The organism is Paraburkholderia piptadeniae, assembly GCF_900007165.1.
In the GTDB taxonomy this organism is placed as follows: domain Bacteria; phylum Pseudomonadota; class Gammaproteobacteria; order Burkholderiales; family Burkholderiaceae; genus Paraburkholderia; species Paraburkholderia piptadeniae.
Genome location: NZ_CYGY02000063.1, coordinates 42,160 through 68,311 on the forward strand (window position 1 = coordinate 42,160; position 26,152 = coordinate 68,311).

General features: G+C 60.5%; 21 protein-coding genes and 2 pseudogenes. 4 read left to right on the plus strand and 19 right to left on the minus strand.

Annotated features, from left to right (window positions below; all coding sequences use genetic code 11):
• Positions 1-266: 266 nt before the first annotated feature.
• The 19 genes and pseudogenes from BN2476_RS30265 to BN2476_RS47760 all read right to left on the minus strand — a co-directional run bounded on the left by BN2476_RS30265 (position 267) and on the right by BN2476_RS47760 (position 21,527).
• Complete coding sequence (locus BN2476_RS30265; protein WP_087737888.1) at positions 267-1,418, minus strand: IS110 family RNA-guided transposase; 1,152 nt, start codon at positions 1,416-1,418, stop codon at positions 267-269.
• Between the two features lie 239 nt (positions 1,419-1,657).
• Positions 1,658-2,470: a hypothetical protein gene (locus tag BN2476_RS30270; protein WP_087737889.1), complete on the minus strand. Its 813-nt coding sequence runs from the start codon at positions 2,468-2,470 to the stop codon at positions 1,658-1,660.
• A gap of 183 nt (positions 2,471-2,653) precedes the next feature.
• A pseudogene (locus tag BN2476_RS48600) lies at positions 2,654-2,734 on the minus strand (integrase core domain-containing protein); the annotation flags it as partial.
• A gap of 47 nt (positions 2,735-2,781) precedes the next feature.
• A pseudogene (locus BN2476_RS48605) lies at positions 2,782-2,989 on the minus strand (transposase); the annotation flags it as partial.
• A gap of 10 nt (positions 2,990-2,999) precedes the next feature.
• Complete coding sequence (glmS, locus tag BN2476_RS30280; RefSeq protein ID WP_087737890.1) at positions 3,000-4,817, minus strand: glutamine--fructose-6-phosphate transaminase (isomerizing); 1,818 nt, start codon at positions 4,815-4,817, stop codon at positions 3,000-3,002.
• A 243-nt stretch (positions 4,818-5,060) separates the two neighbouring features.
• Complete coding sequence (locus BN2476_RS30285) at positions 5,061-5,780, minus strand: hypothetical protein (protein ID WP_087737891.1); 720 nt, start codon at positions 5,778-5,780, stop codon at positions 5,061-5,063.
• A gap of 19 nt (positions 5,781-5,799) precedes the next feature.
• The gene (locus tag BN2476_RS30290) at positions 5,800-8,148 is read right to left on the minus strand and encodes a YjbH domain-containing protein (protein WP_087737892.1); all 2,349 of its coding nucleotides are present in this window, start codon (positions 8,146-8,148) and stop codon (positions 5,800-5,802) included.
• Positions 8,149-8,273: 125 nt separating this feature from the next.
• The gene (locus BN2476_RS30295) at positions 8,274-8,573 is read right to left on the minus strand and encodes a hypothetical protein (RefSeq protein WP_087737893.1); all 300 of its coding nucleotides are present in this window, start codon (positions 8,571-8,573) and stop codon (positions 8,274-8,276) included.
• Positions 8,574-8,997: 424 nt separating this feature from the next.
• Positions 8,998-10,218, minus strand: coding sequence for a hypothetical protein (locus BN2476_RS30300; protein WP_143811078.1), 1,221 nt, complete (start codon positions 10,216-10,218; stop codon positions 8,998-9,000).
• Between the two features lie 41 nt (positions 10,219-10,259).
• Positions 10,260-11,366: a polysaccharide biosynthesis/export family protein gene (locus BN2476_RS30305; protein ID WP_160111781.1), complete on the minus strand. Its 1,107-nt coding sequence runs from the start codon at positions 11,364-11,366 to the stop codon at positions 10,260-10,262.
• 119 nt (positions 11,367-11,485) lie between these two features.
• Positions 11,486-12,679 carry a hypothetical protein gene (locus tag BN2476_RS46680; protein WP_160111782.1) on the minus strand — a complete coding sequence of 398 codons (1,194 nt, stop codon included), beginning with the start codon at positions 12,677-12,679 and terminating at the stop codon, positions 11,486-11,488.
• Entirely contained in the window at positions 12,676-14,025 is a 1,350-nt protein-coding gene (locus BN2476_RS30310; protein WP_087737896.1) for an oligosaccharide flippase family protein, read from the minus strand. The genes BN2476_RS46680 and BN2476_RS30310 overlap by 4 nt, the downstream gene beginning before the upstream one ends.
• A gap of 1 nt (position 14,026) precedes the next feature.
• A complete protein-coding gene (gene wecC, locus BN2476_RS30315) occupies positions 14,027-15,304 on the minus strand; it encodes a UDP-N-acetyl-D-mannosamine dehydrogenase (RefSeq protein WP_087737952.1) in 1,278 nt (425 codons plus the stop codon).
• A 41-nt stretch (positions 15,305-15,345) separates the two neighbouring features.
• Positions 15,346-17,550 carry a GNVR domain-containing protein gene (locus tag BN2476_RS30320; RefSeq protein ID WP_160111783.1) on the minus strand — a complete coding sequence of 735 codons (2,205 nt, stop codon included), beginning with the start codon at positions 17,548-17,550 and terminating at the stop codon, positions 15,346-15,348.
• A complete protein-coding gene (locus tag BN2476_RS30325) occupies positions 17,543-17,998 on the minus strand; it encodes an arsenate reductase/protein-tyrosine-phosphatase family protein (RefSeq protein WP_087737898.1) in 456 nt (151 codons plus the stop codon). The genes BN2476_RS30320 and BN2476_RS30325 overlap by 8 nt, the downstream gene beginning before the upstream one ends.
• A gap of 65 nt (positions 17,999-18,063) precedes the next feature.
• Positions 18,064-18,588, minus strand: coding sequence for an acyltransferase (locus tag BN2476_RS30330; RefSeq protein WP_152760314.1), 525 nt, complete (start codon positions 18,586-18,588; stop codon positions 18,064-18,066).
• Positions 18,588-19,730, minus strand: a complete 1,143-nt coding sequence (locus BN2476_RS30335; RefSeq protein WP_160111784.1) for a glycosyltransferase family 4 protein — start codon at positions 19,728-19,730, stop codon at positions 18,588-18,590. The genes BN2476_RS30330 and BN2476_RS30335 overlap by 1 nt, the downstream gene beginning before the upstream one ends.
• A gap of 32 nt (positions 19,731-19,762) precedes the next feature.
• Positions 19,763-20,869 (minus strand): MraY family glycosyltransferase, encoded by a 1,107-nt coding sequence (locus tag BN2476_RS30340; RefSeq protein WP_087737900.1) that lies wholly within the window; start codon positions 20,867-20,869, stop codon positions 19,763-19,765.
• Between the two features lie 451 nt (positions 20,870-21,320).
• Positions 21,321-21,527 (minus strand): hypothetical protein, encoded by a 207-nt coding sequence (locus BN2476_RS47760; protein WP_218274555.1) that lies wholly within the window; start codon positions 21,525-21,527, stop codon positions 21,321-21,323.
• On the opposite strand from BN2476_RS47760, the gene BN2476_RS30345 reads away from it, so the two are divergent.
• The 4 genes from BN2476_RS30345 (at position 21,514) to BN2476_RS30360 (ending at position 26,037) form a co-directional block, all read left to right on the plus strand.
• Positions 21,514-22,227 (plus strand): response regulator transcription factor, encoded by a 714-nt coding sequence (locus tag BN2476_RS30345; RefSeq protein WP_160111786.1) that lies wholly within the window; start codon positions 21,514-21,516, stop codon positions 22,225-22,227. The genes BN2476_RS47760 and BN2476_RS30345 overlap by 14 nt on opposite strands.
• Positions 22,228-22,316: 89 nt before the next feature.
• Entirely contained in the window at positions 22,317-23,489 is a 1,173-nt protein-coding gene (wecB, locus tag BN2476_RS30350; protein WP_087737902.1) for a non-hydrolyzing UDP-N-acetylglucosamine 2-epimerase, read from the plus strand.
• Positions 23,489-24,766 carry a glycosyltransferase gene (locus BN2476_RS30355; protein WP_227746903.1) on the plus strand — a complete coding sequence of 426 codons (1,278 nt, stop codon included), beginning with the start codon at positions 23,489-23,491 and terminating at the stop codon, positions 24,764-24,766. Before wecB ends, BN2476_RS30355 begins: the two co-directional genes overlap by 1 nt.
• Positions 24,763-26,037 (plus strand): glycosyltransferase, encoded by a 1,275-nt coding sequence (locus BN2476_RS30360; protein ID WP_087737903.1) that lies wholly within the window; start codon positions 24,763-24,765, stop codon positions 26,035-26,037. Before BN2476_RS30355 ends, BN2476_RS30360 begins: the two co-directional genes overlap by 4 nt.
• Positions 26,038-26,152: the final 115 nt, after the last annotated feature.

A 26,152-nucleotide genomic window follows, 5' to 3' on the forward strand; every position in this document is an offset into this window, starting at 1 on the left:
AACCTGGCCGATCAGATGTTTTGCAATCCTCCATATCAAGCGAGAACAGCAGTGAGGTCGGGGTGTCTGAAGTCCGGACACTTGACCGGACCAACTTCTATCCGTGCTGGCACGAGACCGGGCACCACATACCGCATGCGCAAGGCGCTGGAACTACCCCATTATGAACGCGCCCCATCTAGAACTACGGTTGCCTGCGAAGGTAACCCGCTTACTGTCCGGGCGCGCCGAACCTTCAAACGCTGTTGCCGCTCGACGTTGTCTACTCAGGTCGCTGCCACGTTCTTCGCAGGTGGCTTGAGGGTTGCTCCGAGGGGAATCTCACCGAATTCCAGATAGCGCCATAGCGCGACCGCCAGACGTCTGGCAAGTGCCACAATGCCGATGCGTCGCATACGCTTGCCGCCGCCTGCAAAGCGCTCGTTGAACCAGTCGCTTAGCTGGCTGCTGCGCTGGAAGCGCAACCAGCTCCACGCCAGTTCAACCATCAGCCATCGCGCTCGCTTGTTGCCGATCTTGCTGATGCCCTGCTCAACTTCACTGGTGCCGCTGGTATAGGGCGTCGGGGCCAGGCCCAGGCAGCCGGCCACTTCACGGCGGTTGTGAAAGTGCCGCCAACCGAACAGTTCCCTGATCAGGACCCAGGCACTGCCGGTGCCGATACCCGCAAGGCGGGCGAGCCGCGCAATCGCGGGTTGCGCACCGCTGCGCACCTCGCGCTGCTGCTGTACCTCGAGCGCCGCGATCTGCCTGGCAGCGAGCAACAGCCGTTCGAATTCGCGTTCGATCTCGGCGCGCAGGGCTGGCAACAGCTGTGTGGTGTGCTGCGCCCACCAGTGCGCCCACGCGCGGCCACCGATTCGCTCGGGCCGCAGGTTGTGGAGGACCAGCAGCGAGCGGATGCGGTTGCTATGGGCAGTGCGCTCCTGCCGGAGGCGATCGAGTTCACGGTGTATCCGCCGCTCATCTTCCTGTTCGGGGGTGGGGATACGTGCGACCGCCCAAACCCGGCGCTCACCACCGTAGTAGCGCATCAGCATCGACAGCAGCTTGTCGCTGTCGAGACGGTCGGTCTTGGCGCGACGCCTGCGCCGGTTGACTTCGATACTGGCTGAATCGACCACCAGGTTCGTGATCTGATGTGCTTCCAGGCAGCGGTGCAGCCAGAAGCCGTCACGCCCGGCTTCATAGCAGCTGCGCACCGGGGCATCGGTGGCCAGATGACAGCGCACCTTGGCCTTTGCAATCGCCGTGAAGACTGCGGCCGTATCGCCAGCGGCCACTGTGCAGCGGCTCGGCGAGCGCACCCCATCGCCGAGCGAGAGCTTCCAGTTCCTGTCACCCAGTTCAAAGGCGACATACAGCGATCCGGTGATGGTTGTATCCTGCCCGTGAAGGGCCGTGCGAGGCGCATTCATTTGCGTACTCCTCTCGGGGAAAACGGGTGTCGGAATCCTCGTTTTACTCCAGGAGGCTTACTTCCGCGGCCCTTCCATAGTATCTAGGGTGCGCAATCTGCCGAGCGCAACAAGTGGTCAATCAAACTATCTGCAGAAGTCAAGATCACGATTACCGCGCGTGGGCCCCGCAGCCGCGCCGCTCTCGACGTGGTAGCCCTGCACATCGGACGTAAATCGGAAAATCGATAAAGAGCAATTCAGCCAGTGACCGCTTTGACAGTCTTGCTCGCGTTTTGATCCAGAAACAGTGTTCCTCCGGCGTTCTGGTAGAAGGGAACCAGTACGACAAAAAATGGTTTGGCTCCCGACTCCAACTGCTTATCTGTCGCATTTGAGTGCCCCCCAAGTGTCCCACAACTTTTCGTAAAAAAAGTGCAACTTAAAACAATACTTTTCGTATTCCTCCCACTCGTAACAATATCCAGGGCTCCCACGTTGAAGACCTTGGCCACTATATAGTAGGTTCTCAAAACGGTGCGATCTTCCCGATACGCCCTGACCTCGTCATTGATATTTGCAAAAAGATCTCTTGCTTTCTGGAGCAAATACGTACCGTCGTCGATGTTTTGCACAAGCCGTTGAAGACCTTCTGATGTTTGGGCCTGATCGACGTGCACGCTTTTAAAGGAAAAATGGGCAGAACTTGTCGTCGTCGCATCTGCTGAAACGTTAGTGACCGCAAAGTTCGTGGCGAGCTGAAGCAAATTGATCGCCAGATTCACACCCTTATCACCGGTTAGATCAATCACTTTATCTGTGTCGCTTACACGCTCCGTAATTTTAGACGAACTGACATAGTCGACGACGACATCTGAAGATTTCATGATACTCGCAGTGCCATCCTGATGAATATCGAGCTTGACAATTGTACCAACATGGGGAGTGTCCGTTACCGCCCAAACAGTTCGGTTCAGACCATCGATCCCGCTGGATGCCTGTTCACGATGGCTGAACCAACTGCATCCCGACAGGACGATGCCGCCACAAATCACTGCGCAAAGTTTTTTCATTTTTCCACCGATTTCCTATTTTCATAAGATTGCACGAAACTTCCCACATTCATGTTTCCGCTGACCTGCCCCCTTCAGTAGGGCCAGTGGACTTCTAGCAAAGCCCCTTTAAATCAGCTCCTGGAAAGCGGCAGGAGCGTCCGCTGTTGCCCGATGTTTCGCCGCGAACTCCGACGGAGAAAGCTAGTTCAGTGCACTGTGCGGCCTTTGCTCGTGGTAGTCCTGACGCCATGCCGCGATGACAGCCCGAGCGTCGGCGAGCGTCGTGAACCAGTGCTTTCATTCGTCGAGGAACTTGCCGTTGAACGTCATATCGGGCATTGCTTCGGCCAGCAGCTTCTTCAGCCGCGCGTTCTCGGCCTCAAGGTCTTTCAACCGGCGGGCTTCCGAGACTTCCATGCCGCCGAACTTCGCACGCCAGGTGTAGAACGACGCGTCACTGAACCCGTGCTTCCTGCACAGTTCTTTGACCAAATGCAGAAAGGCTCCTCGTTCTGCAACGCGCTCCTTCGTCGAAATGGCGCGACCGTTATTCAACGGTGACAGATTTTGCAAGATTCCGCGGCTTGTCGACATCCGTCCCGCGGGCACAAGCCGTGTGGTACGCGAGTAACTGCAGCGGCACGACGTGCAGGATCGGTGACAGCAAGCCATAGTGCTCGGGCATGCGGATGACATGCAGCCCTTCGTCATTGACGATCTTCGTATCGGCATCGGCGAATACATACAGTTGCCCACCGCGCGCCCGGACCTCCTGAATGTTTGACTTCAGCTTTTCCAGCAGCGCGTCGTTTGGTGCAATGGTCACGGCCGCCATTGTCTGCGTGACCAGCGCGAGCGGCCCATGCTTAAGCTCGCCGGCCGCGTACGCTTCCGCGTGGATGTAAGAGATCTCCTTCAGTTTCAACGCACCTTCAAGCGCTATTGGATAATGCAGCCCGCGGCCGAGGAACAGTGCGCTGTCCTTACGCGCAAACTCTTCCGACCATGCGATGATCTGTGGCTCCAGCGCCAGCACACTGTTTAGCGCCGCCGGCAAGTGGCGTAGCTGGCGCAGATAGTCGGCTTCCTGTGACGCGGTCACGTGGCCGCGCACTTTGCCGAGCGTTACCGCGAGCACGAAGAGAGCGACCAGCTGCGTTGTAAACGCCTTCGTCGACGCGACGCCGATCTCTCGGCCCGCATGCGTGAGGAATGAGAGCACCGTCAGCCGCACCATCGCGCTTGTGCTGACATTGCAGACCGACAGCGTGTGCTTGTGTCCCAGCGCTTGCGCATGCTTGAGCGCCGCAAGCGTATCCGCGGTTTCGCCAGACTGCGAGATCGCCACTACCAGCTGATTCGCATTTGGCACGGAGTCGCGATAGCGGTACTCGCTCGCGATCTCCACCTGCGTGGGAATTTTCGCGATCGACTCGAGCCAGTATTTTGCCGTCAATCCCGAGTAGTAGCTCGTGCCGCATGCGACAATCAGGAGGCTGTCGATTTCCGAAAATGCCGTCGGTGCGGCCTCACCAAACAGCGTTGCGTCGAAAGAATCCGTTGCCGGGATCGTGTCACCGATTGTGCGCGGCTGCTCGAAAATCTCCTTCTGCATGAAGTGGCGGTAAGGGCCCAGTTCAACCGCACCGCCGTAAGCCGCAACTTCACGCGTTTCGCGCTCAATAGGCGCACCGTGACGATCGACGATCCTGACACTCGCGAGCGTCAGCTCGCAGACGTCGCCTTCCTCCAGAAAGACAAGACGCTCCGTGCTTCCAGCAAGCGCCAGTGCATCCGAGGCGAGAAAGTTCTCGTGCTCGCCAAGACCAACGACGAGCGGCGACCCTTGCCGCGCACCGACAACCGTGTTCCGATGCGCTGTGTGCAAAACTGCAATCGCGTAGGCACCGTGCAGTTCGCCCACGGCATTTCGCACCGCTGTGATCAGATCGCCGCGATACAGGCTGTGGATCAGATGCGCGATGACTTCCGTATCGGTCTGCGAGACAAACTCGTAGCCCTTGCCACGCAGCATCTCGCGCAGCGGCTCGTAATTCTCGATGATGCCGTTGTGCACGAGTGCCAATTCGTTGCAGGAGAATATTGGATGCGCGTTATCGGTGACGGGCGCGCCGTGGGTCGCCCACCGCGTGTGCGAAATGCCGCTGACGCCTTCCAGATGCGTCTCGCGCACCTGCGCATCCAGTTCCGCGACGCGCGAGACACTGCGCGCACGGTGTAGTTCGCCTCCCGCCAGCACGGCCACGCCGCACGAATCATAGCCGCGATATTCGAGGCGACGCAGTCCTTCGATGAGAACGGGAACGATGTTACGTTGTGCAACTGCACCGACAATCCCGCACATGACTTACTTGTCCTCCAGAGTCTGCTTCGTTAAAGCACGTGCTTGCTGAATCACTTTCTTGCGAAAAGGGAATGCCCCTGACGCGAGACACGTCGTCTCGCCAAGCTCGCGGCACGGTTCGCGCTCAGGGGGCATCCGAAACGCTGGCTTCCACTCGGGCTGGCAATATCACGACAATGCCGCTGCGATCCGCCACCTGCTCGGCCGGGATGAGCACGCGCCCCAGCACCCGTCACTTTTGGTCTACGTAGCGCCCGTGCCACCCGTACCGCCCGTACCCCCAGTCGAGCCGCTACCCGAACCCGTAATCGGATTCTTCGCGCCTGCGTTCACCAGCGCGTTCACCAGTTCTGAGACTGGTTGTCCCGTGGAATCAATCGCCCCGGCGCCGTGCAGCTTGTCAAGATCGGCATCGATCCCCGGCTGACCCGTGGTGAACGCAGTAGTCAGGAACGCGGAAGTCGACAAGGTCACGCCGTACATGTTTTTGACGACCTGCGCGACGGCGGATTCCGCATTTGTAATCACCGTGCCACTGGTCAGTGCGCTCTGGTACTTTGGATTGGTCGGAAGGCCTGCCAGCAGGCCGTTGACCGTAGTCCCAAGCTGCGCCGCCAGATAACTCAGAAGCAGCTCCGTCAGTGAAGTCAGGTTGTACGTACCCGGCCCCGCCGCAAACGAGTGAAGCGTGGTGCTACCGCCAGTGCCAGTCAACGTGCACGGGCCATCGAACGCGAACGTCGCGTTGAACTTGCCGGATGAGTCTGTCGTAGTGCTCGCCGAACGGTTCTTGCAGACGATTGAGATCGTCGCACTCGCGAACGGAGCGCCAACCGCCGCTGTGCCGTTGATGGTCCCGGTCGGCGGCGATCCGCTGCCGCCGCATGCCGTCAGCACACTCAGCGCAACAACAGTCGTTGCCATCCACAATGTCTGCTTTCCGAGTAGGTATGAACGCTTCATCGGTCTCTCCAGAAGGAAGTTACTGACAACCATTGAGCTGTTGGGCCTGAGCACCTGTCGCCCGATAGAAATTCGCACACGCCACGCGCCCCTTCGTCGCGCCGATCGCAGATACCGCGCCTGACGAGCGTGACACCGTCACCAATCCGGTCGGCGCAGCGGCGTAGCGCTCGTATGCGTCCCGCATGCGCTTCAACTGGGTCGCAAAATACTGTGCGCTGAAGCGACCCTCGTTCAGCAGCATCTTCTGCGTGCCATAAGCAAAGCCGAGATTTTCAACCGCGTTCGGAGCGACATAATTGGGGGCGCCGACGCGGGTGCGGAAGTCGAGAGCGAAGTGGTCAGCGCCATCGATCTGCGTGATGCCGGGTTTCATGCCCTGTCGCGGGGTCAGCGGGAAGCCGATGGCGAGGCCCGCATAAGTACCCTGTCCGCTATGCTCGGCATGCACACTAAACGAAACGTCGTCAAACCAGCGCGTGAAGGTAATCAATGGTCCCTTGTCTCCGCCGACAAAACGCGCCGCGCCGGCTTCGACCCAAAGCTTCCAGGCGGGCTGCACCCAGCGATACGTGAGTGATGCATTGATCTCATGCGGCAGGTGGTCGGTACCCGGCTGCTGATGCAGATACGCGAGACGTAATCGCACCAGATCGGGGTGGCCCGGAACGAATAAAGTCGTTTCGTTTTCGGCACCCACGTAGTGGAAATCGAACTTGCCGACTGCCAGCACGTTCAAGACCTGCGGCGCGATCCAGAAACTCTGTGCGAGGGCGGCATCTGACAAGCCAGCCTGCAACCTGTATTTGCTGTAGACGCGGCCGTCATCCATGTTCGCCGTGTGATAGATGGGCGCCACGTAGCTGCCGATCAGCTCAGCACCCTTCCACAGCGGTATGTGGCCCACAACGTTGACGCCGATCGACGCATCCAAATTCCCGTATTCGGTGCCGAACAGATAACTCGCGATCGGCCTGACCTCAAGGCGCGTAAGACCATGTCGGTGCTCGTCCCCGTGCCATTCGACAGAATTCGCATCGTAGTCGGGTCGCAAGCGCATCGTCATCGATATAGCCAGATCGCCAGGCGTACCGCTCACGAGGAACTGCGCATAGGCATCGCGAGTGACAGTCAGCTCCCCCAATATCTGGTTATCTTTCTTGATTACCGCGTGGATCCGTTCCACTTCGCGCGGCGCACCCGCGCTAGCCACACCGAGCACGATGCCAAGCGCGTCAGCTTCGTTCTGGTTGTAGCGGTGATTTTCGTATTCGACGATCAGGTCACGCTCGCGGACACCCACGCGCACACGTTCCAGTCCCGCAGCAAACAGCTGCGCGGCGACGGTATCGAGCGCTGCCGTTTCGTCGACAACGGAATCGGATTTCGCGGGCTCCGGCAATTGCGCGACCCGCTCCCTTCCGGACCACACGTCATCGACGCCTGCAAGCGTCAATCGGGTAGCTGGACGCGTCGGCGCAACGGCGAAATCGCGGTCCGCGATGTCAACGTGCGACGCGGGCGGTAGTTCGGCTGCCAGGCCCCGCATGTCTGGCGGCAGCGCACCCGCATGCGCAGCAAGGTTGTCCTCTACACCGATGTTTGCTGGCAGATTCGAGTCCGCGGGCGTGTGTTCGACGGGTGAAGCGTCAAAGCGGTGTCCAAGCGGAATCTGCACGCCAACCGAGAATGAAGTGCGCGGAGCAACGCCGTACGTCGAACGCAGCGACCGCAACACCGTTCCAACGAAGCTCGCGCCGGCAAGCCAACTGACTCCGGGTGACTGGTAACGAAAACCCGCATAGGGCGTTTTCGAGTCGTCTTCCACGAGCAGCGACGCTCCGGTGTTCCAAAGCGATACCTCCGCACCACCAAAGATCCCGTTAAGGCGATCGCCCTGCCCGTAGCCAACGCTCAGTGTCGCAGGTCCGAAGCTCTGCGAGACGACACCGTATGTCGAACGGAAATAATGCGTCTGGCCGCCAACATCCGTCATGCCAAATGCGATCGCCGGCTGGTAGCGGAAAAACCGTGGAACCTGCACCTTGACGTCGGCCATCAGATGCCGGAACAAGAAATGATCAGCACCGGAGAAGGCCGCGGGCACGTTGCCCGGGTAATTGGCCAGCCCGCCTGACACCTCGACATAGGGCAAGAGACCCACCGCTCCCCAGTACATCTGCGCGCCGGTCGCGCGCGCACCGAAGCGGGGATCCAGAAAGTGGTTGTATTGAGCCTCCGCAGTCCCTTCTGGCAAAGCAAACGCATAAGGAATGACCAGCCCGCCTGCCTGCCCGAGCGAATTCAGCACAGGTGGAGCGGCCGCCTGTGCAGCCACCGAGAGCGTGAGAGCCACGGCGAGTGACATGGCGCTCAATGCGAATGGTTGGTGTCGTACGTGCACGCTTCGATGGTTTCCTAGCTATGGCGTCCGCAAGTGTATAGTCATACTAACTATATGGCACATGGCGCGTCAGGAACGATCAGCAAAGGTCAGAACAACGTGCCTTCATCACCCATGCGACTGAAGAAATGCACCGCTTCTTCCGGCGTCATCTTCATTCTGTAGCAAGTCTGAATATCTCGGATCGTTGCTTCGTCAATCGCATGGGGCCATTTCAGGACCCCCTCCTTCACTGCCAGAATCAACCACTCGTCGGTCCATTGCTGGACTTGGCGGATTTCCTCTTCCGACAGCAGATCGTGAAGGGAGCGGGTCGCAAACGACGCCCGGATCTGATCGTCGTGGTCGCGACTACGGCTCGTAGCGAGCAAAAATTTCGTCTTTGTCATTGCTTTGATGGCATCTCGTAGAATCCCTCGGCAAGGAAAATCGTACGGCGTCGCATTGCCGCATGCAGTGACGTCTGTCACTAGCTGACGCTCATAACTATCTGCCTGCTGCTTTTGCACCGCACGCGTTACTGCGATAGCTGCACTCTGCAAAGCGCGGCAGGTGTCTGGGATCAACCTGGTGCTTTGCGGCAAAGGACCTCACCCAGCGAGCAGCATTTTTGCCGTCGACTGCGATCTGTGTGACATCGGGATACTCGCCAAGCGAACCGCTCCCGGCGCTCCAGTCCAGATGCCCCTCGGCCAGACTGGAGATGGGAAGGAAGAGTTGATGCGCACTGCATAAGACTACCTGGCCACTGCGCTGCGGTTTCAGACGGCCATGCTGCAGCTACCTCACCTCAAAGCCTGAGCTGGATTCTTTTCAGCTACGCAGTGTCATACGCACATTGTTCACGCCCGTCTGACGATTTACGGCGCTGACTTCGACGCGATCTGCGCGTCCAGTAACAACGAAGAGCTCATTGCCGTATAGCGTCGCATGCGTCGCGTTGGCCAGTTGCGTAAAGCGCCAGACACGTGGCTTGTTCCAGACATAGTTCCCCGCGGCCCGGTAGTCCTGCACGGGTGCGAGTGCGTCGATCACAAACGAGCGCGGAAAGAACACGTTGTCTTCCAGCGTCAACCCGCGTAGGTTTCGCATGCCGTCGACCAGAATGCAGGTGACGGCCGCATCGGAATCGCCGCGTGCAAACGATTCGTCTCTACATGCGACGATCCGCACGTTGCCCATGATGTCAGAGAATCTGAACGTAGCTCGGGCTTGGCCGCGTGCGACGACGTAACAGTCCTCGATCTTGATCTGCTGCACCGTCGCGTCGGGCGGTGTGCCCGGGTCCTGCTCGAACCAGATTGCCGCGCCATCCCGTGCGTTGTAATAAACGGTCAGGTTGCCAAGCGTTGTAACGGTCAGCGGGCGCACGTGCGCATCCGTTTCGCGGAACTTCGACTTCAGGCCTAGTGAGTTGAAGGTCGTGAAATACAACGTCGCAAACCCGGCGTCGTTGCGATAGTCCCCCTGCCGGAAACTCCACACCTCGCCCGCATAGTTGTACAACGCCGCGCAGGTGAACCGCCCATAGCAGCGCACGTTCTCGAAGGAATGGCCATAACTTTCGTTGGCGCCTGCCACGCGCGAAGCGAAGACCGCACTGCGCGGCGCGTCGGAAGGCAAGCCCGCAAACGTCAGGTTGCGCAATACGAGGCCCGACGTGCCGGATATATCCAGTCCCTGCGACGCGGTACCACGCACGATGAAGTTCGCGTGGCCAGGCACAGGCTGGTGCGTAGTATTGGTTCCCTCGATGATGAGACCGCCGTAGTAGAGACCTGTCAGATCGAGGTCGGTAATCACGTGATTCGCACCAACAAGCACTCGCCGGCAGCGCGCGCGTGCCGCATAGGACAGGCAACGCTGGATTGCCTCACTATCGTCAGTCCGGCCGTCGCCCACGGCGCCGAATTTATAAACCGACACACCGTCGCCGGACGGTGTCTGGGGCTGCTGCGTGCCAGCGCGCGCAGGTAACACGGATGCGCCCGCCATCAGTGAGCCAAACAGAAAACGCCGGCGTTTTACTTGCATGTCGTGCTCCTTCGCGATGGTCGCTGAGATTCCCATGCGCATTACATGCCTAGGGTCTTGATATTTGCCAGGCCACCGGCGAACGGCACCAGTTGCGATACGACCCGGCCGAATCGCGTGACGCTCGCCGTATCGAGGTAAATTATGTCGCGCGGCGACAGCACGATCTGATCGGCGAGCGCGACCGCGACAGGTGACGAACAGTCGAGATGGAACACTGTGGTCGTATCGGGGCCGCTTGCCCGCACGAGGTACAGCTGCCTGGCGTTCGAGGTCAGCGGGTTCATTCCGCCCCCATCGTTCAACGCTTCAGCCAGGGTATACGGACCGTCAGTCGGCATCGGAATCGACAACGGTTTGGCGACTTCGCCCATCAGGAACACCTTTTTGATGCGCCGGTTAGGAATGTCGATGATGTCCCCATCGACGAGCCGCAGATTATTGCGCATATCCCCACGATACAGCAGCCGATAAAGGTCCACTGAGATCTGCACGTGTCCCCGGGTGAGCGTCGCGCCGGCCAGGTCGGCGTCGGGCGTCACGCCACCGGAAAGCCCGATTGCATCGGCGACGTTCAAGGGCACGTCAGTTAAAGGTAGTACCTCGGGCTGCCTGACTTCGCCTGTCACGTACACCTTCTGGCTCCGAAAGCTCATTACGGTCACGTCGAGCTGGGGCGCACGCACGTAGCGTGAAATGCCCAACGTCAGCTCACGGCGAATTTCCGGCACCGACTTGCCCGCAACGCGCAACGCACCAACATACGGGTAGTAGATCGTCCCGTCCGCCTGTACAACCCGTCCGAGCGCGTCGCCGCCATTGGCGGACGCGACCGCCTGTGCGGCAAGCGACTGTGCACTGCCCAGCTGCGTCCCTCCCGCGACCTGTGCGCCGATGCCCGGGTTGTTCAGCTCCGGATGATCCCATACAACGACATGCAGTACGTCACCCGCCCCCACCCGATACTTATAAACGTCGTTCGGCTGCGCGAGATCCGTCGCCGATACAGGCGCCGCCGGACGCAAGGGCGTCGACGCGACCGAGTTTACGCCCGCGACCGTAAGCGGCAACAGCACATAGTGCTGACCGTTGACAACGAGGTGGTCGCCGCCCTGCGTCTGCGTGGCCGGACCGGGATTGAATCGCATGCCCGGGGCGGCTGCACAGCCGGCCAGGACGACACACAATAGAGAGGCAAGAGTGACAGCAATCTGTTTCATGAATGCTAGGTTCTGGAAAATATGAGCCTGTGCGGAAACCGCATCCGCTAACGCGCACGTTGCATTGCTCCAACGGATGCGATTCTGAGAAAGCCGTATACCGCGATCGAGAGCCAGATCGCCGTCGTGATTGAATTGGTTGCATTTGCCGCCGCTCCGCGAATCACGAAGAAACACACCCAGCACACCTGCGGAAGGAACGCTGCAAGGGTGAGCGGATCGCGCAACACCAGCCATTTGAGTCCGCGAATAAGCACGGCCCATACTGCGCCGTACGCTACCCCCATATAACCGTGTGCTGCGAATGAATCCGCGTACCAGGTGAACGGCATGTGATAGAACCCATCGGGTGTGGTGAAACCGAAAAAATCCTGCGCAAAGCGGATAGCCGGGTCGAGCGAATCGAGGTCAATCTTCGCGAAGAAATTGACGAAGCCAATAGCGAATCCGATCAGCGGCGATACCGTATGCTGGTCGTTGCCGCTGTAAGAATAGAAGACCACGTGCAGTCCATGGACGAGAAATATCTCGGGTAGTGCCAATTCCCCGCTTGAGCGCAGAAACAGTAGCGCAAACGCAGCAGTGAGCAGCACGCCACCGTACAGCGCAAGCTTCTTGCCGAGATCGCGGTCCGAGTTCGCCAGTGACAGGATCGCGAGCGGCAGCAATGGCATCTGCAAAAACGAGCGCACGCCTGTCTTGAAGCAGAAATACGCATAAACCAGCAGCACAGTCGCGAGATACAGATAGCTGCGGCGCAGATAGGCTGTTACGAGAGAGGACGTACCGACGATCAGCAGTACCCAGCCATAGGCGACGCCGCGAAACGACACATAGCCGGCGTAATCGAACGAGCTCGATTCGAAGAAGTAAAGCACCGCGCCGATTATGAACAGGCCGAAATAGACGTTGGTAACCAGGCCCATATCGATGTCTGTCAGGCGCTGCGCCAGTTCGAAGGGCCGGGCGCCCACCGACAACACCACGAGAAACAGTGTGTTGAAGGTGGCTGCATACAGACTTACCTGCACAAAGGTGCGTTCGTCGATTTCGTAGATCTTGCCGGTGAATCCTTCCTGATGGATGAACACACCGCCCAGATGGAATACAAGGACGAGGAACGCGTAATAGCTCGCCACCAGTGCAAAGAAGCCGCAGAACCGGTCACGCCGCACGAGCCATACCGACCCGACAAGCGTGCACACGAGGTTGAGCACATCGACGAAGACCGCGCTGCTCATGCGGGTCTCCCGTGGCGCTCGCCGGCGGCCGCTTCACGCACATGCCGACGCAAAAAACCGAGATGAATCAGTGTGTGCACCACATATGCGACCACGAGTCCTTGCGCAAGGCCCAGCGCGCCCACACGCGGCACCTGCCAGCTCGCCCAGCCGAGATAGATGGCGCTCCACAGCAGGTTCACGAAGAGACCGATCCATAAACGGTTGCTCGCCGTCATGATCTGGCCGATTGCCGCGTTAAGACCGTTTGCCGCCGCAGCCACCGCAAGCCAGCGCAGCAGCGGAGCGGCGTCGCGGTAGGCGGCCCCATACAGCGCCATCAGCCGCCCTGCGACAAGTCCTACTACCAGCGAAGACGCGCACGCGACGAGCGTATTGGCGACGATGCTGTGACGTGTCAGCAACGCGAAGCCGTGGCCATCGCCCGATGCGCGCATCCGCGACAGTACAGGCAGCACCGTCCCGGCGATGACCGCCGGAATGAAAGTCAGGCCGATATACCACTGATAAGCAGCATTGAACTGCCCCACCTGTGCAAAGCCAGCGGGCGTACTCGCGAGCAACGACAGCGCGATCCAGTTGATCGGCGCCATCACGAGTGCACTCATTACGACCGGCGTGCCAAGCGCAACAAAGCGGCGGGTCTCGTCGCGCAGCCATGCCGTGCGTAACGCGCCGCGCCAGTCGATGCCCGCTCGTGCTACCCACACACCATAAAACGACCACGCGCCCGTCACGGCGATCAACGCACAGAGTGCACCTGCCGCGCCCGCAAGCCACGCGCAGAACGGGACGGTGCACGCGAGCGACAACGCGCTGCTGGTCGTCATCAGCGCATTCGTACGAAAGCGCTCCAGCCCGTTCAGTGCGCCCTGCACCACGCCCTGTACGATCGCTGGCACGACGGCCAGTGACCCAAGCTCAAGCAGACCGCGCATCGCCGCGTGATGAAAATGCCACAATGCGAGTAGCGGCGCGACCAGTGCAAGCGCGACACCCGAAAGCCCAGCATAGCCAAACGCGCTCATTCCGACGACCACCACGCCGACGTCCCGACGCGACTCGATTGCGCCATGAAAGTCCCCCAGATATTTGCTGGCGGCCAGCCCCAGGCCGCTTGTCGAGAGACTGGCGACCGAAGTGACTGTGGCCAGTACCAGCACGTACTCGCCGTAGCGCGCCGGACCGAGGATGCGCGCAAGAAGCACTGCTGAGACAAGCGCCGCGATTCGCCCGGCGAGCGCGCCGCCAACGCTCCAGCCGGCATTGCTGGTGAGCCTTGCAAACGACGGGCTGCGCGTGAGGTTTGCGATTCGCGCAATGGCCGGAACTCGAATGCCGCGCACGTTATTGCCACAGTCCCTTCGTGTCGACGATCGTCTTGCCGGTCAACTGGGCAAGATCGAGCGACAGAAATGCACGATGCTTGACGAGCACGACGCACACGTCCGCCATCGCTATGGCTGCGTCCGCTTCGATGAGCCATGCGTTCGGGCCCTGCAGCTCCGCCGGCAGCGTATCGATATGCGGTTCTGCAATCAGCAGCTGGCAGCCGGGTTCGCGCATCAGCGCATGGGCGATCGCAACTGCCGGACTTTCGCGCAGGTCGTCGACATCTGGCTTGAATGCCAGCCCCATCACCGCGATGCACACGTTTTCGACGGGGCCCTTCTCGCGATGGCCTGCAATCGCGCGGCGCACCTTATCGAGCACCCACTGCGGTTTGTAGTCGTTGACTTCGCGCGCCTTGCGGATCAGACGTGACTCATCTGGCGCGCCACTCACGATGAACCACGGATCGACCGCGATGCAATGCCCACCGACGCCTGGTCCCGGCTCAAGAATATTCACGCGCGGGTGACGGTTCGCGAGACGGATCAGCGTCCAGACATCCACATTGAAGCGCGCCGCGACCAGCGAGAGCTCATTCGCAAATGCAATGTTCACGTCCCGAAAACTGTTCTCAGACAGCTTGCACAGTTCGGCCGTACGCACATCCGTCACCGCGCAATCGCCCTCCACAAAGCGACGGTAAAACGCCGCTGCGCGATGCGCGCACGCAGGCGTGATACCGCCAATTACGCGATCGTTCTTCACGAGTTCGATGCAGGTGCGACCAGGCAGTACGCGCTCGGGACAATAGGCGACGAACACATCGGGCGTCGCGGTGTCGCCCCGGTGCGGGAACGTGAGATCGGGCCGCGCATGCGCGAGCCACTCGCACATCTGCTCCGTCGCACCGACCGGGCAGGTCGATTCCAGGACAACGAGATCGCCCCGCTTGAGCACTGGCGCAACCGACAGAGCCGCGCTGCGCACATACTTCAGGTCCGGAACGTGACCGTCGGTGAACGGCGTGGGCACGGCGATCAGGAACACTGATGCCGGTTCCGGCAGGCGTGCCACACTGAGCATCTTGCGTTCCACTGCATGCGCGACCTGCTCGGCGAGCCCGGGCTCTTCGATGTGAATCGTGCCGCGCGAGACCGCCTCGATCACGCGGGCATCGATGTCGACGCCGAGCACGCGAATCGAGCGTTGGGCTGCGATCGCCGCCGTCGGCAGGCCGATATAACCAAGCCCGATTACACAGGCGTCGTACGTCGTCGTTTCTTCGGCTGCGATTGAACCGGCGGATGAGCCCGGCACGAGATTCAGTGTGCTCACTATTCCTCTCCGTACGTGTAGTAGCCGACGTACCGACGTCGACGGGATCCGTATTGACCGCGGCGCATGTCCATGTCGTTGTAGACGATGCCGCGCGGTGTAATGCCGCCTTGCCTGAGAGCCGCAATGGAATGTTCGAGCTCGCTCAGCGACGTCGCGCCTTCGCGTGCCACGACCAGCGACAAATCGGCATGGCTGCCCACAATGGCGGAATCCGCGACCGCCAGCACGGGCGGCGTGTCAACGATTACGTAGCGATAGCGGCTTCGCAAAGTGGCCAGCAACCCGGTGAAACGCGGCGACATCAGCAGATACGCCGGCGCCTCGGGATAGTCACCACAGGCGACGAAGTCCGGCAGCTGCGCGCCGCCCTTGCGGATGACCTCGTCGAGCTCTGCCTTCTCACGCAAAAACTCGGCGAGCCCCAGACTCCTCGGCAGGCCAAGCGCCTTGTGAAGACGCCCTCGCCGCAGATCACAGTCGACCAGCACAACCGACTCACCTGAGTTCGCGAGCAAGGTCGCCAGATTCAGCGAGACGAATGACTTGCCTACTCCGGGGCTCGGCCCGACAATCAGGATCAGGCCCTTGCCTGGGTCGAGCATCATGACCTGCAACGCGACCTGCAGGCTGCGCACGCTCTCGATAGCGGGCTCATTCGGGTAACGATGCGCCAGCACGGAATTGCCGTTGGCCGCGCGATCGAGCGCTTGCTGCCTGGGCGAGCGAGGGATCTGCGCCAGCACTGGCAAGCCGACCGACTCTTCAAGTGAGCCTGGATCGCGCACGCCTTCGAACACCGCCGACTTCAGGAACGCGACAGCCATGCCGAGGCCGAGGCCGCCAATCAGCGCGAATACCATCACAAGCGCCTTTTTTGGTTTCACCGGCCGCTCGGCTGCTACCGCGTAGTCGACCACCCGCACGTTGCCAACCTTGCCAGCGTGCGCGATGTCAAGCTCCTGCGACGCGTTCAGCAGGTTCATGTACAGATCGGTATCCACTTGCAGGTTGCGCACCAGTGTCACCTGCTGCTGCTCGAGTGCGGGCAGATCGGAGATCCGTTGCTGGAAACCCGTCAACTGCTTCTCCAGCGTGCCAATCTGCTGATCCAGTGCGCCGACAGCCGGGTTCAGCTCGGTGAAGCGCTGGTTCAGTTCGCTGCGCTTTTGCCGCAATTCGAGCAGTTTGGTCTGAGCGTCCACCGATTGCTCAAGCAGCAGCTTTGTCTGTTCGGCAAGATCAATCGTCCCGTATCGGTTGCGGTATGTATTGAAGGCGGTTTCCGAACGATCAAGCTGCTTTTTCAGTCGCGGCAGTTGACCATTCAGGAAATCAATCGTCCTGCGCGTTTCGAGCGCATGGTATTCGAGGTTCTGTGCAAGATATTCGGTGGCGATTGCGTTGAGCACCTGCGCCGTCTTCTGGCGATCGCGTCCGGTCAACGTGACGCCGATCACATCCGATTCGCGGCCAAGCTCCTGCACTGTCAGTTCGCGTTGCAGCCTGTCGATCACGTCGAGCCGTGAATAGCGGCGCAGCTCGAAGCGTTCGCCTGCGCGGGCGATCATTTTCGATACATGCAGTTCCACCGTACCGAGATCGTTGCTTAAGACGAGCGGCGTGCCGACCTGGCCAGTCGCGTTGACGTCCGCCTGGTCGCTCGCCAGCCGGAAACGACCGCCGCCAAGACTCAACAGCGTAAACCGCTTACCCTCGAGTTCGCCCGGAACGTTGAAGCGGTCGACCTCAAGCGTCTCGCCGCCCCATGCATAGCTGTCGAGCCCGAAGCGCGGCGCGCTGACTGATGTACCCGACGGTCGGACCTGGAGCCAGCGCCCCACCACAGGCAGCATGACCGGACGCGCGTCGATATACATCCGCAGCTTGTCGACGGCCGCCGAGACGACTAGCCGCGACCTGATAATCTCCATTTCGGCAGGTGCGCCGGCCTTCAGTTGCAGCGCCGACGAAAGGTCGCCGAGCAGGTTGCTCGATCCACCCGACTGGTCCTCGACCTGAATGACAAGATTCGATTCGTAGGTCGGCGGGACGATTAGCACATACACGACGCCCAGCATGACCACCACCGCTGCGGTGACAAGAATCAGTACCTTGTTGGTCAGCACGAGCTCAAGGTAGTACGACAGCTTTCGCGGCTGATCAGACGGCAGGAAAAAGCGTTCGCTTTTGGGTTCAGTCATGCTCGTGCACTCCATTGAGCGCAGCGATGCGCTGTACCCAGCCAGGCACACATGACCGGATTTGCTCGAAGCAACGTTGGATCACCTCGGCATTGCCGCCATGCGGATCGTCAATGTCCCCACCCGCTGACGCACCGTAAAGGAAGGTCTTTCCCGACGCGGCCGGGAAGCGCCGTTCGACCTCCCGCTTTTGTGCCGCCTCCATGACAAGCAGCAGGTCAGCGCGTGTGGCGTCGGCGCTGCCGATCTGCCAAGGCGCCCAATGTGGGCGCGACAGACCGTGCGCCATGAACAGCTCCCGAAGCACCGTCGGCGCGAGCACGCCGACGGCTGCATGCAGTCCGGCCGAACGCACTTCGCAGTCTGGCAGCGCATCTTGCAGCAAGGCCTCCGCAATGGGGCTGCGATACAGATTGCCCGTGCATACGACCAAAATATTCCTGATCATCAAACTCGTCCGACAGGTTGAACAATGACAACGACGCCAAAGGCAGCTTGGCAAACAGATGGTCCTCACGCCCTCATACGGATGACGCGCGCGGGGTTTCCGCCGACAATCGCGCCGGCAGGCACATCCTTCGTCACCACGCTGCCAGCTGCAACCACGGCGCCAGTGCCGATTCTCACGCCCGGTAGGACGATGCTGTTCGCTCCTATCCAGACATCGGCAGCGATCGTCACCCGGCGGCCCGCATGTCCGCTCGAAAACACCTTGCCCGGCAGCGGCGGTATGACGTGATTGGTAGACAGGATCTGCGTGCGATAGCCAATCAGCACGCGGTCTCCGATTTCCACTCCACCCGCCGTCGTAACCACGACACCAAGCGCAAAGTCGACGTCGTCGCCCACCGCGAGGTTGCGCCCCGGCATGATCCACACGCCTGGATAAAACACCGGCCGCCGGCCAATCGTTGCACCGAGCGCGCGCAATGCGAGCGCCTTTAGCGCGTTGCAGGCTCGCAGGCGCGGCAGCGCGAAGAGCATCGACAGCGCCGCCTCGACGCTTGCCACGAGCGCGTAGCGACCGGCGCGCATCATCAGCTCCACACGCCCTCCCCCGCAACGCAGGACAGCAACATCGCGCGAATCCGGTCGGCGCGCACTTCCTGACTGGCAAGAGCCTGCAAACGCTTTTTTCCATTTGCAACGAGACGCTCAAGCTCAACTTCGCCTTGCACGAACGCGAGCATCCTCGCCGCGATCTGCGCGACATCGTGTGGCTCACAGTAGAAAGCGCTGTCGCCACAGATCTCGCGCGCAAAGTCCCTGTCGCTGACAAGCAAAGGCACATTCGCCTTCCACGCTTCCATATAGTTATTGCTGTAACTCTCGAGGTCGCTCAGATTCACCAGTACGTCGGCTTCGTCGTAGACGTTCTGGATATCCCGCGACGCAACGGCTCCCCGAAAGTCGAAATGGGCAGCGGCCATCGGGTGCCCGTCGAGTTCGCTCGCAAGCGAGGCCGATTCGCAGCTGATCAGGAACCGGAAGCGCCCGGCCACGCCCGCGTCAATCAGCCGGTTCGCGACCGCCGGCAGACGCCATAGGTTCTTGTGTGGCGAGGCCCCGCTCAGAAACAGGAACGTGACCCGTTCCCTGTCAGCGCGTTCGCGCGGCGAGCCACGAACGTAGTCGGACGGAGCGGGTGGCAACACCTCCACCTTCGTCATCTCAAGACCGCAATGTGCGGCGACGCGCCGCTGCATCACCGATGTTTCGACGATGATCCGGTCTGCTGCAAGCAGGCGGCGGCGGCGCGCCGCGTTCTTGATTCGCTGGCGAACGGCGGCGCGCCACGGGAGATATCGCCAGTACGGCGACTCGGGATAGCAGATGATCGGATAAGCCACCCCGACCACGCTCTTCACTTCCGGACCATGCGGTAAACCCGCGCCGAACAATGTCTTGATGACGGTGATGCCGTTCCTGCGTATGAACGATTGCAACACAGTGCGCTCGAACCAGGCGCGCCTTAGCACTTGTGACGGGCACCGCAACTGATGTGACGTGGGGACCTTCAACGGGTAATGTGCCAACTCGCCAGAATCAGGCAGCAGAAAGAAGAGCCGCGCGCCTGGCCACTCACGTGCCGGCACGCTGTCGAGGAAATTGAGTGCAAGCTGGACGCCGCCACCCGTGCGGATCCCCGAGAAGTCGAACAGGATGCCAGGCGCCGGCATGGCAGCAGCTTTGGTATTTGCCGCGCGTCGCATCACAGCTCAATCCACGGACGTTGCACGAATCCCGTGACGGGCGAACCTGACCGATACAGAGAGCCATAGAGCGCGCTGTAAACCAGCACGAAGCCAGCAAGCCATGCCATCGCGGCGGGCTCATCGTCGTGCAGACACACCGCCGGCACGACGGCGCCTGCGTTCAGCGTCCATAGCACGATCGTCGTCAACGGGTTGCGCAAATCGCCCAGCCGCGTGTCAGTCGACCACGGTTGCAGTGCCACCCAGCGATATACCAGATGGTGCAGATGCCTTGCGTCCGGTTCAGCCGCCGGGGTGCGGCTGATAAACCTGCGGCGCGCGATGGAAAACAACGTTTCAGTGACCGGGTAACCGATCAGCAGCAGCACCGACCACGGGCTGATGGAGCGGTTGCGCACCACCAGCAGCAACGCAAGCTCCGCAACGACGAACCCCGCGAAATATGCGCCGCCGTCGCCGAGAAAGATCCGTCCCAGCGGGAAATTCCACATCATGAAGCCGAGCAGCGCGGCCACGCAGACGAGCGATAGCTCCACGATGACCATGTCGCCAGCCTCATAGCCCAGTGCGCCCATGCCGAGAAGAGCTGCGCAGCTCACGCCTGAGGCAAGCCCGTTGTAGCCGTCAATCAGATTGATAGCGTTCGACACACCTGCCACTGCCACGAGCGTCAACGGCATCGCAACGACCGCGAACTGCAAAAGATGATCGAAGGGCTCAATGCCGGTTCGTCCCACGCTCGCCGAAAGCAGCAGATAGCCGAGCAATGCAGACATCATCGACATCGCCAGACGCACCACCGGCACGACGGCTTTCGTCATGTCTTCGATCAGGCCCGAACCGAAAGCCGGCAACGAGCATGCCAGAACAAGGATCAACAGCTCATTCGATGCATCACTTTTGCCCAGCAAGCACGTGGTCCCCACGAAAAGCGCGAGGCTGCCGAATACCGCAACGCCACCCACGCGCGGCACCGACACGCCATGCACTTTTTGCACGCCGGCAAGATCGCTATCGCCCGTCAGTTTCAAATGCCAACCCCGAGTTTTGATCAGCGCGGCAGCGAATATAAAGGCTAGTGCAAAAACCGCTACAGGTTCCATGTTTGAACTCTTTCAATGCGTGTAAATGTGTGATGTCGAATTCGCAAAAACAGTATTTCAAACAACGACCCTCGTCAGACGGGCGCCAGTTTAAAGGCCTATTTTCGACCGTTATCCCATTGCGTCATTAATGATCGGAATTCGTCAGAAATCTTGAGCCATGAGCTTCTCGAGTGACGGTATTGCAATGCAAGGTCCACGACCAAAACGACGTCCGCGTCGGGATTAGCATGTAAAAGCGGTCGAATCGAAGCTGCGACGGAGCGGGCTGATACAAAATAGATAACCCGCACCAATGTGTGATATCCGTCACCCCCCGTTTTAGTCGAAGCAAGGAATAATTCAGCCCGACATTCCGAGGGCCGCACGCATCATTAAAAACGATTCAACAAGCGTGACTGGAGAATTTTTAGCGCATGGCCACCACCTAAAACGACGAATTAGCAACTGGCTACGGGGCATTACATGAAACAGAAAGCGACCATTTACGGGGCATTGAACGAAAATAAAACGGCGGCTGATTGGCGTCGCGCGGACGGGGATTGGCATCCCTTACCGCTACCTCATAAGACAAACGATCGATCTGCATGGACGGCATGGCTTCGCCAACAGTCATCTGGCCACACGTTTCGCGGCGTGCAGTGATGTTGATCGCCATTCTTGAGCGGGACCCTGCTACCCGCGCCCAGCTTGGCGCGACATTGCGCAAGGCTGGCCATCACGTCGCCGACGTTCCAGATGTCGCTACGCTCACCCGCCATCTTGCGGCACATCCCTGTGACATTGTCCTGGTCGGCAGTCACGAGTCGACTGACAATCGCGAGGCGACGATCGCGCGCTTACGCGCGCATCGACGGCTTGGCATCGCGGTGCTAGTGGACGCGCAGCAGCAGGACGCGCGCATCGCCGCGCTCGAAAGCGGCGCCGATGTCTGCGTGAGCCGCCCACATGACCCACGTGAACTCGTGGCGACCGTGGAGAGTCTGGCGCGCCGCATACGTGACACGCAGGACCGGCACATGCAGGACACTGATCCGCAGGACGCTGCGAAGCCTTCTGATGCCTGGCTGCTCGTATCGCGCAAATGGCTGCTGCTTTCGCCCGATGGCGAGCAGGTGCAACTGACGGCCACTGAATGCTCACTGCTTTCTGTACTTCTCACGCATGCTGGCAAACCGGTATCGCGCCGAGAAATCGTAGCCGCACTCGGTTACGACTATCGCCACTACGATGAGCGCCGACTTGAGGCACTCGTGAGCCGCCTGCGTCGAAAGCTGGGCAGGCGTCCGCAAGGCACGCCAATTCGTGTCGCGCATGGCTTCGGCTACGCATTCACCGCAACCGGACTTGTGTCATGAGGGCGCCTGGCCACAACATCGCCCGGCCCATACATACGTCCACTGAGCGCATCGCCATTCATCCGATCACTCTTATCCGTTGATCTGTCATGACCCAGCCCACAATTCTCATTGTCGTCGGCACCCGGCCCGAAGCCATCAAGATGGCGCCGGTAATCCACCGTCTGCGACGCGAGACGCGTCTTCGCACGGTTGTGTGCGCCACCGCCCAGCACCGTCAGATGCTCGACCAGGTTTTCGCCAACTTCGAGATTAACGCCGATATTGATCTTGACCTGATGCGCAACAATCAGGACCTTGCCACGCTGAGTGCGAACGTTCTCACCAGCGTCGCGGACGTCCTCGCGGAAGTGAAACCGGCATGCGTACTCGTGCACGGTGATACAACCACCGCGATGGCCACGTCCCTGGCCGCGTTCTATGCGCACGTCGACATTGGACACGTGGAAGCGGGCCTGCGCACCGGGGACCTCGCGCAGCCGTGGCCCGAGGAACTGAACAGGCGGGTGGTCGACCTTGTGAGCACGCACTACTTCGCACCGACTGAACTCGCCCGAGACAATTTGCTCACTGAAGCCGTACCTAGTGATTCGATTGTTGTCACGGGCAACACGGTGATCGACGCGCTGCTGATGACGCTCGACTTCACACGCCGCCATGGGGGCGTCGCAGCGGCATTGCATGGGCGCTATCCGTTCCTGCAACACGATGGCAAGATCGTGCTCGTGACCGGGCATCGTCGCGAGAATCACGAGCATGGTCTTGCTTCGCTATGTCAGGCGTTGAAGCGGATCGCGTCTGACGCCGGCGCGCAGGTCGTCTACCCGGTGCACCCTAATCCGAACGTGCAGCGCATTGCCACATCCGTGCTTTCAGGCCTCCACAATGTGCACCTTATTGAGCCGCTGGATTATCCGGAATTCGTGTGGATGATGCGGCGTTCATCCATCATCCTCACCGACTCGGGCGGCATTCAGGAAGAAGCGCCATCGCTCGGCAAGCCGGTGCTCGTGTTGCGGGATGTGACCGAGCGCCCGGAGGCGCTCGAGGCGGGCACCGTAACGCTGGTTGGTACGGATGAAACGCGCATCGTCAGCGAATGCATGCGACTGCTCACGGACGAGGCGTACTATCGCGACCGCTCGACACGCAAGAATCCGTTCGGCGACGGGAGGGCCAGCGAACGCATTGTGACGTTCCTGCGCCACCGCTATACGCCAGTACATCGTACCGCAGCGTTCGCTGCGCCCGCGCTGTCATGATGGTGACGTTAGACCGATGGCGGTCGCACCGCCCCGTCTTGCTGATCACATGTTTCAATGCGGACGCCCCAACGTCCGGCTATGCGACGCGCGTACTGCAGATGGTCGATAGCTATACCGCTCGCGGTTTCGACGTTAACGTACTGCGCTTCGTGCCGATCGCCCATTGCGCACAGAGCTGGGGCGCGCCGCTAAAAGAGCGGGGAGCGCGCCGCGTCATTGAGTGCGTGGCGCCACCAATATCACGGTATGAGTTTGGCCGGCGCCTTGCCGTGTACTGGTGCCGGCCTCTGGTCTTCGCCGCACGCCTGCTGCTTCGGCCCGCCATCGTGCAAGCAGAAGGGCATGAAGCTGCGGCCGTCACGCTCTGGCGCGGCAAGGGCGCACTGCAAGTTGCAGATTTGCATGGCGCCTTACCGGAGGAAACCGAATACCGACGGCAACGACAACATGGATCGTTAGCACGGGCGCCGCGCTGGTTTCATTGCCATGAAGCTCGCGTGCTGCGCGCCTGCGATGCCTATCTTGTCGTTTCCAATGGCATGGTCAGCCATCTGCACAAAAAGCTTGGCAAGGCGGCGTTTCACAAAAAGGCGTTTCTGCTTGATGTGAAGTCGTCCGCCCGCTTCATGCACGCAACTGCGCGTGTCACGCGGGAGAACTATGGCATAGCCGATGAGGAAATCGTCATCGTCTATTCGGGTGGTACGCAGGCCTATCAACGGCTACCCGCAATCGCCAGCTTTGTCGCGACGCTTGGTGCGTATGTCGAGCGGCTGCGGTTCGTCGTTTTCACCGCCGACCCGGATGGCGCACGATGCCAGCTAGAGCGTCTCACCGACGGCATTCAAACAATTGTCGCAAGCGTTGCACCGTCAGAACTTCATGCGCATCTTCGGGTTGGCGACTTTGGCATCATCTTTCGCGACGATCACGTGATTAATCGGGTGGCCTCGCCAACAAAAATATGGGAGTACCTGTTGTCAGATCTGCACGTCATCTGCAATCACGCTGCTGGCAATGCAGCCGAGGCGGCCGGTGCTCTGAATGCGGCTCTCGTCGTCGATCCGGATCCCACCTCGGACCAATGGCCGGCCATCGCAAAAGCTGTTGCCACGATCGTGCAGAAGAGACGGGCCGCGCCCGGTCTTGTTGCGACGACGGCCGAGGAATATCTGCAGCGCGAAGGTGACTGGGAGAGCCGGTTCGATGCGTGGCTTTCGCACCTGCGGACCTTGGCCGCCCCGCGGCGCGGCCTGTGGGAAACACTACCATGAAAGTGCTTCAGGTCATACCGACGCTCTCAGCGGGCGGCGCGGAAACTTTGGTCGCCGAACTCGCACTCGCACTTACGCGACGCGGACATCAGGTAGGCGTCGCGCTACTTGCCGGAGTCCGCGGCGAAAGGGGCGCGGAGCTCGCCGATAAGCTTGAGCATGCTGGCGTCTGGGTCAGCGGCCGTACGCTGCATTCGATGAGGCGGCTGGACGGCGCCATGTCGCTCGCGCGGACGATCCGCTCGTTGGGCCCCGATGTCATGCATTCGCACCTCTACGCGGCCGACGTTGTGCTCGCCGCGGTCAATGCGTTGACCGTTCGCCAGCGACTCATCCGTACGATCCACAGCACATCGATCCAGGGAACGCGATCGCGCGCGGGGACATGGCTGCTCGACCGCTTGTACGCCACCTCGGTCGCTTGCGGTGCGCGAGTTGCCGATGCCTATGCCGACTATTTCCGGGGCGCGCAGAAGTCCGCAGTGGTCACTGTACGCAATGGCGTCGCACGCGCCGGCGCGAATGCCAATACAGAGCGCAACGCGACAGGGTTTGCTCCCGGAGAACGCACCGGTGTACGCGGCTCTCTTGGCATCGCACCCGACGCCTTCGTCTTCGTGCATGTCGGTACCTTTCACGGTCGCACCTTGGCGAGTTCACCGAAAGCACACGACATACTGCTGAAAGCGTTCGCACAGCTTTGCTCGCACTCGTCGGCCTCGCGTACACATCTGCTGCTAATAGGAGACGGCTGCTTGCGCGAGTCCGCGCAGCGACTTGCGCAGACGCTAGGCATTGACGGACGGGTAACTTTCGCCGGTGTGCGCGATAACGTACCACAGTATCTCGCAGCGTCTGACGCGTTCGTGTTTCCGTCGCGATACGAAGGCCTGCCTGTCGCGCTGATCGAGGCCTGCATGGCGGGCGTGCCGACGATTGCATCGGACCTGCCGGAAGTTGCCGAAGTATTCGGCGATCTCGACTATCTGGCGGCGCGCGTAGACGAACCGTCAGACTTCGCGTCGGCCATGCTCGATTGCCTTGCGAACCCCACATCTGCGCGGGCACGCGCACACCGCACCGCAGCGCATGTCGCTCTCGACTTTTCCATTGACCTGTGCGCAGCACATTATGAGTTGCACTACGAGCGGCTGGGCGCCCCGCTCGCCTCGCGCATCGCGCCACAGTGCTTTGACGTTGCACCTGCAGCGCACACGTCGCCTTCGGCGCACTCCCCCGCTACAAAGCAACTCCATCAGGAAAACCCGTGAAACAAGTCTTGCAAAATCTCAAGGACGGCCGCACCGCGCTGTGGGATGTTCCGATGCCGACGATCTCGCGCGGCAGCCTGCTAATAGAGACGACCACCACGCTGCTTTCATCGGG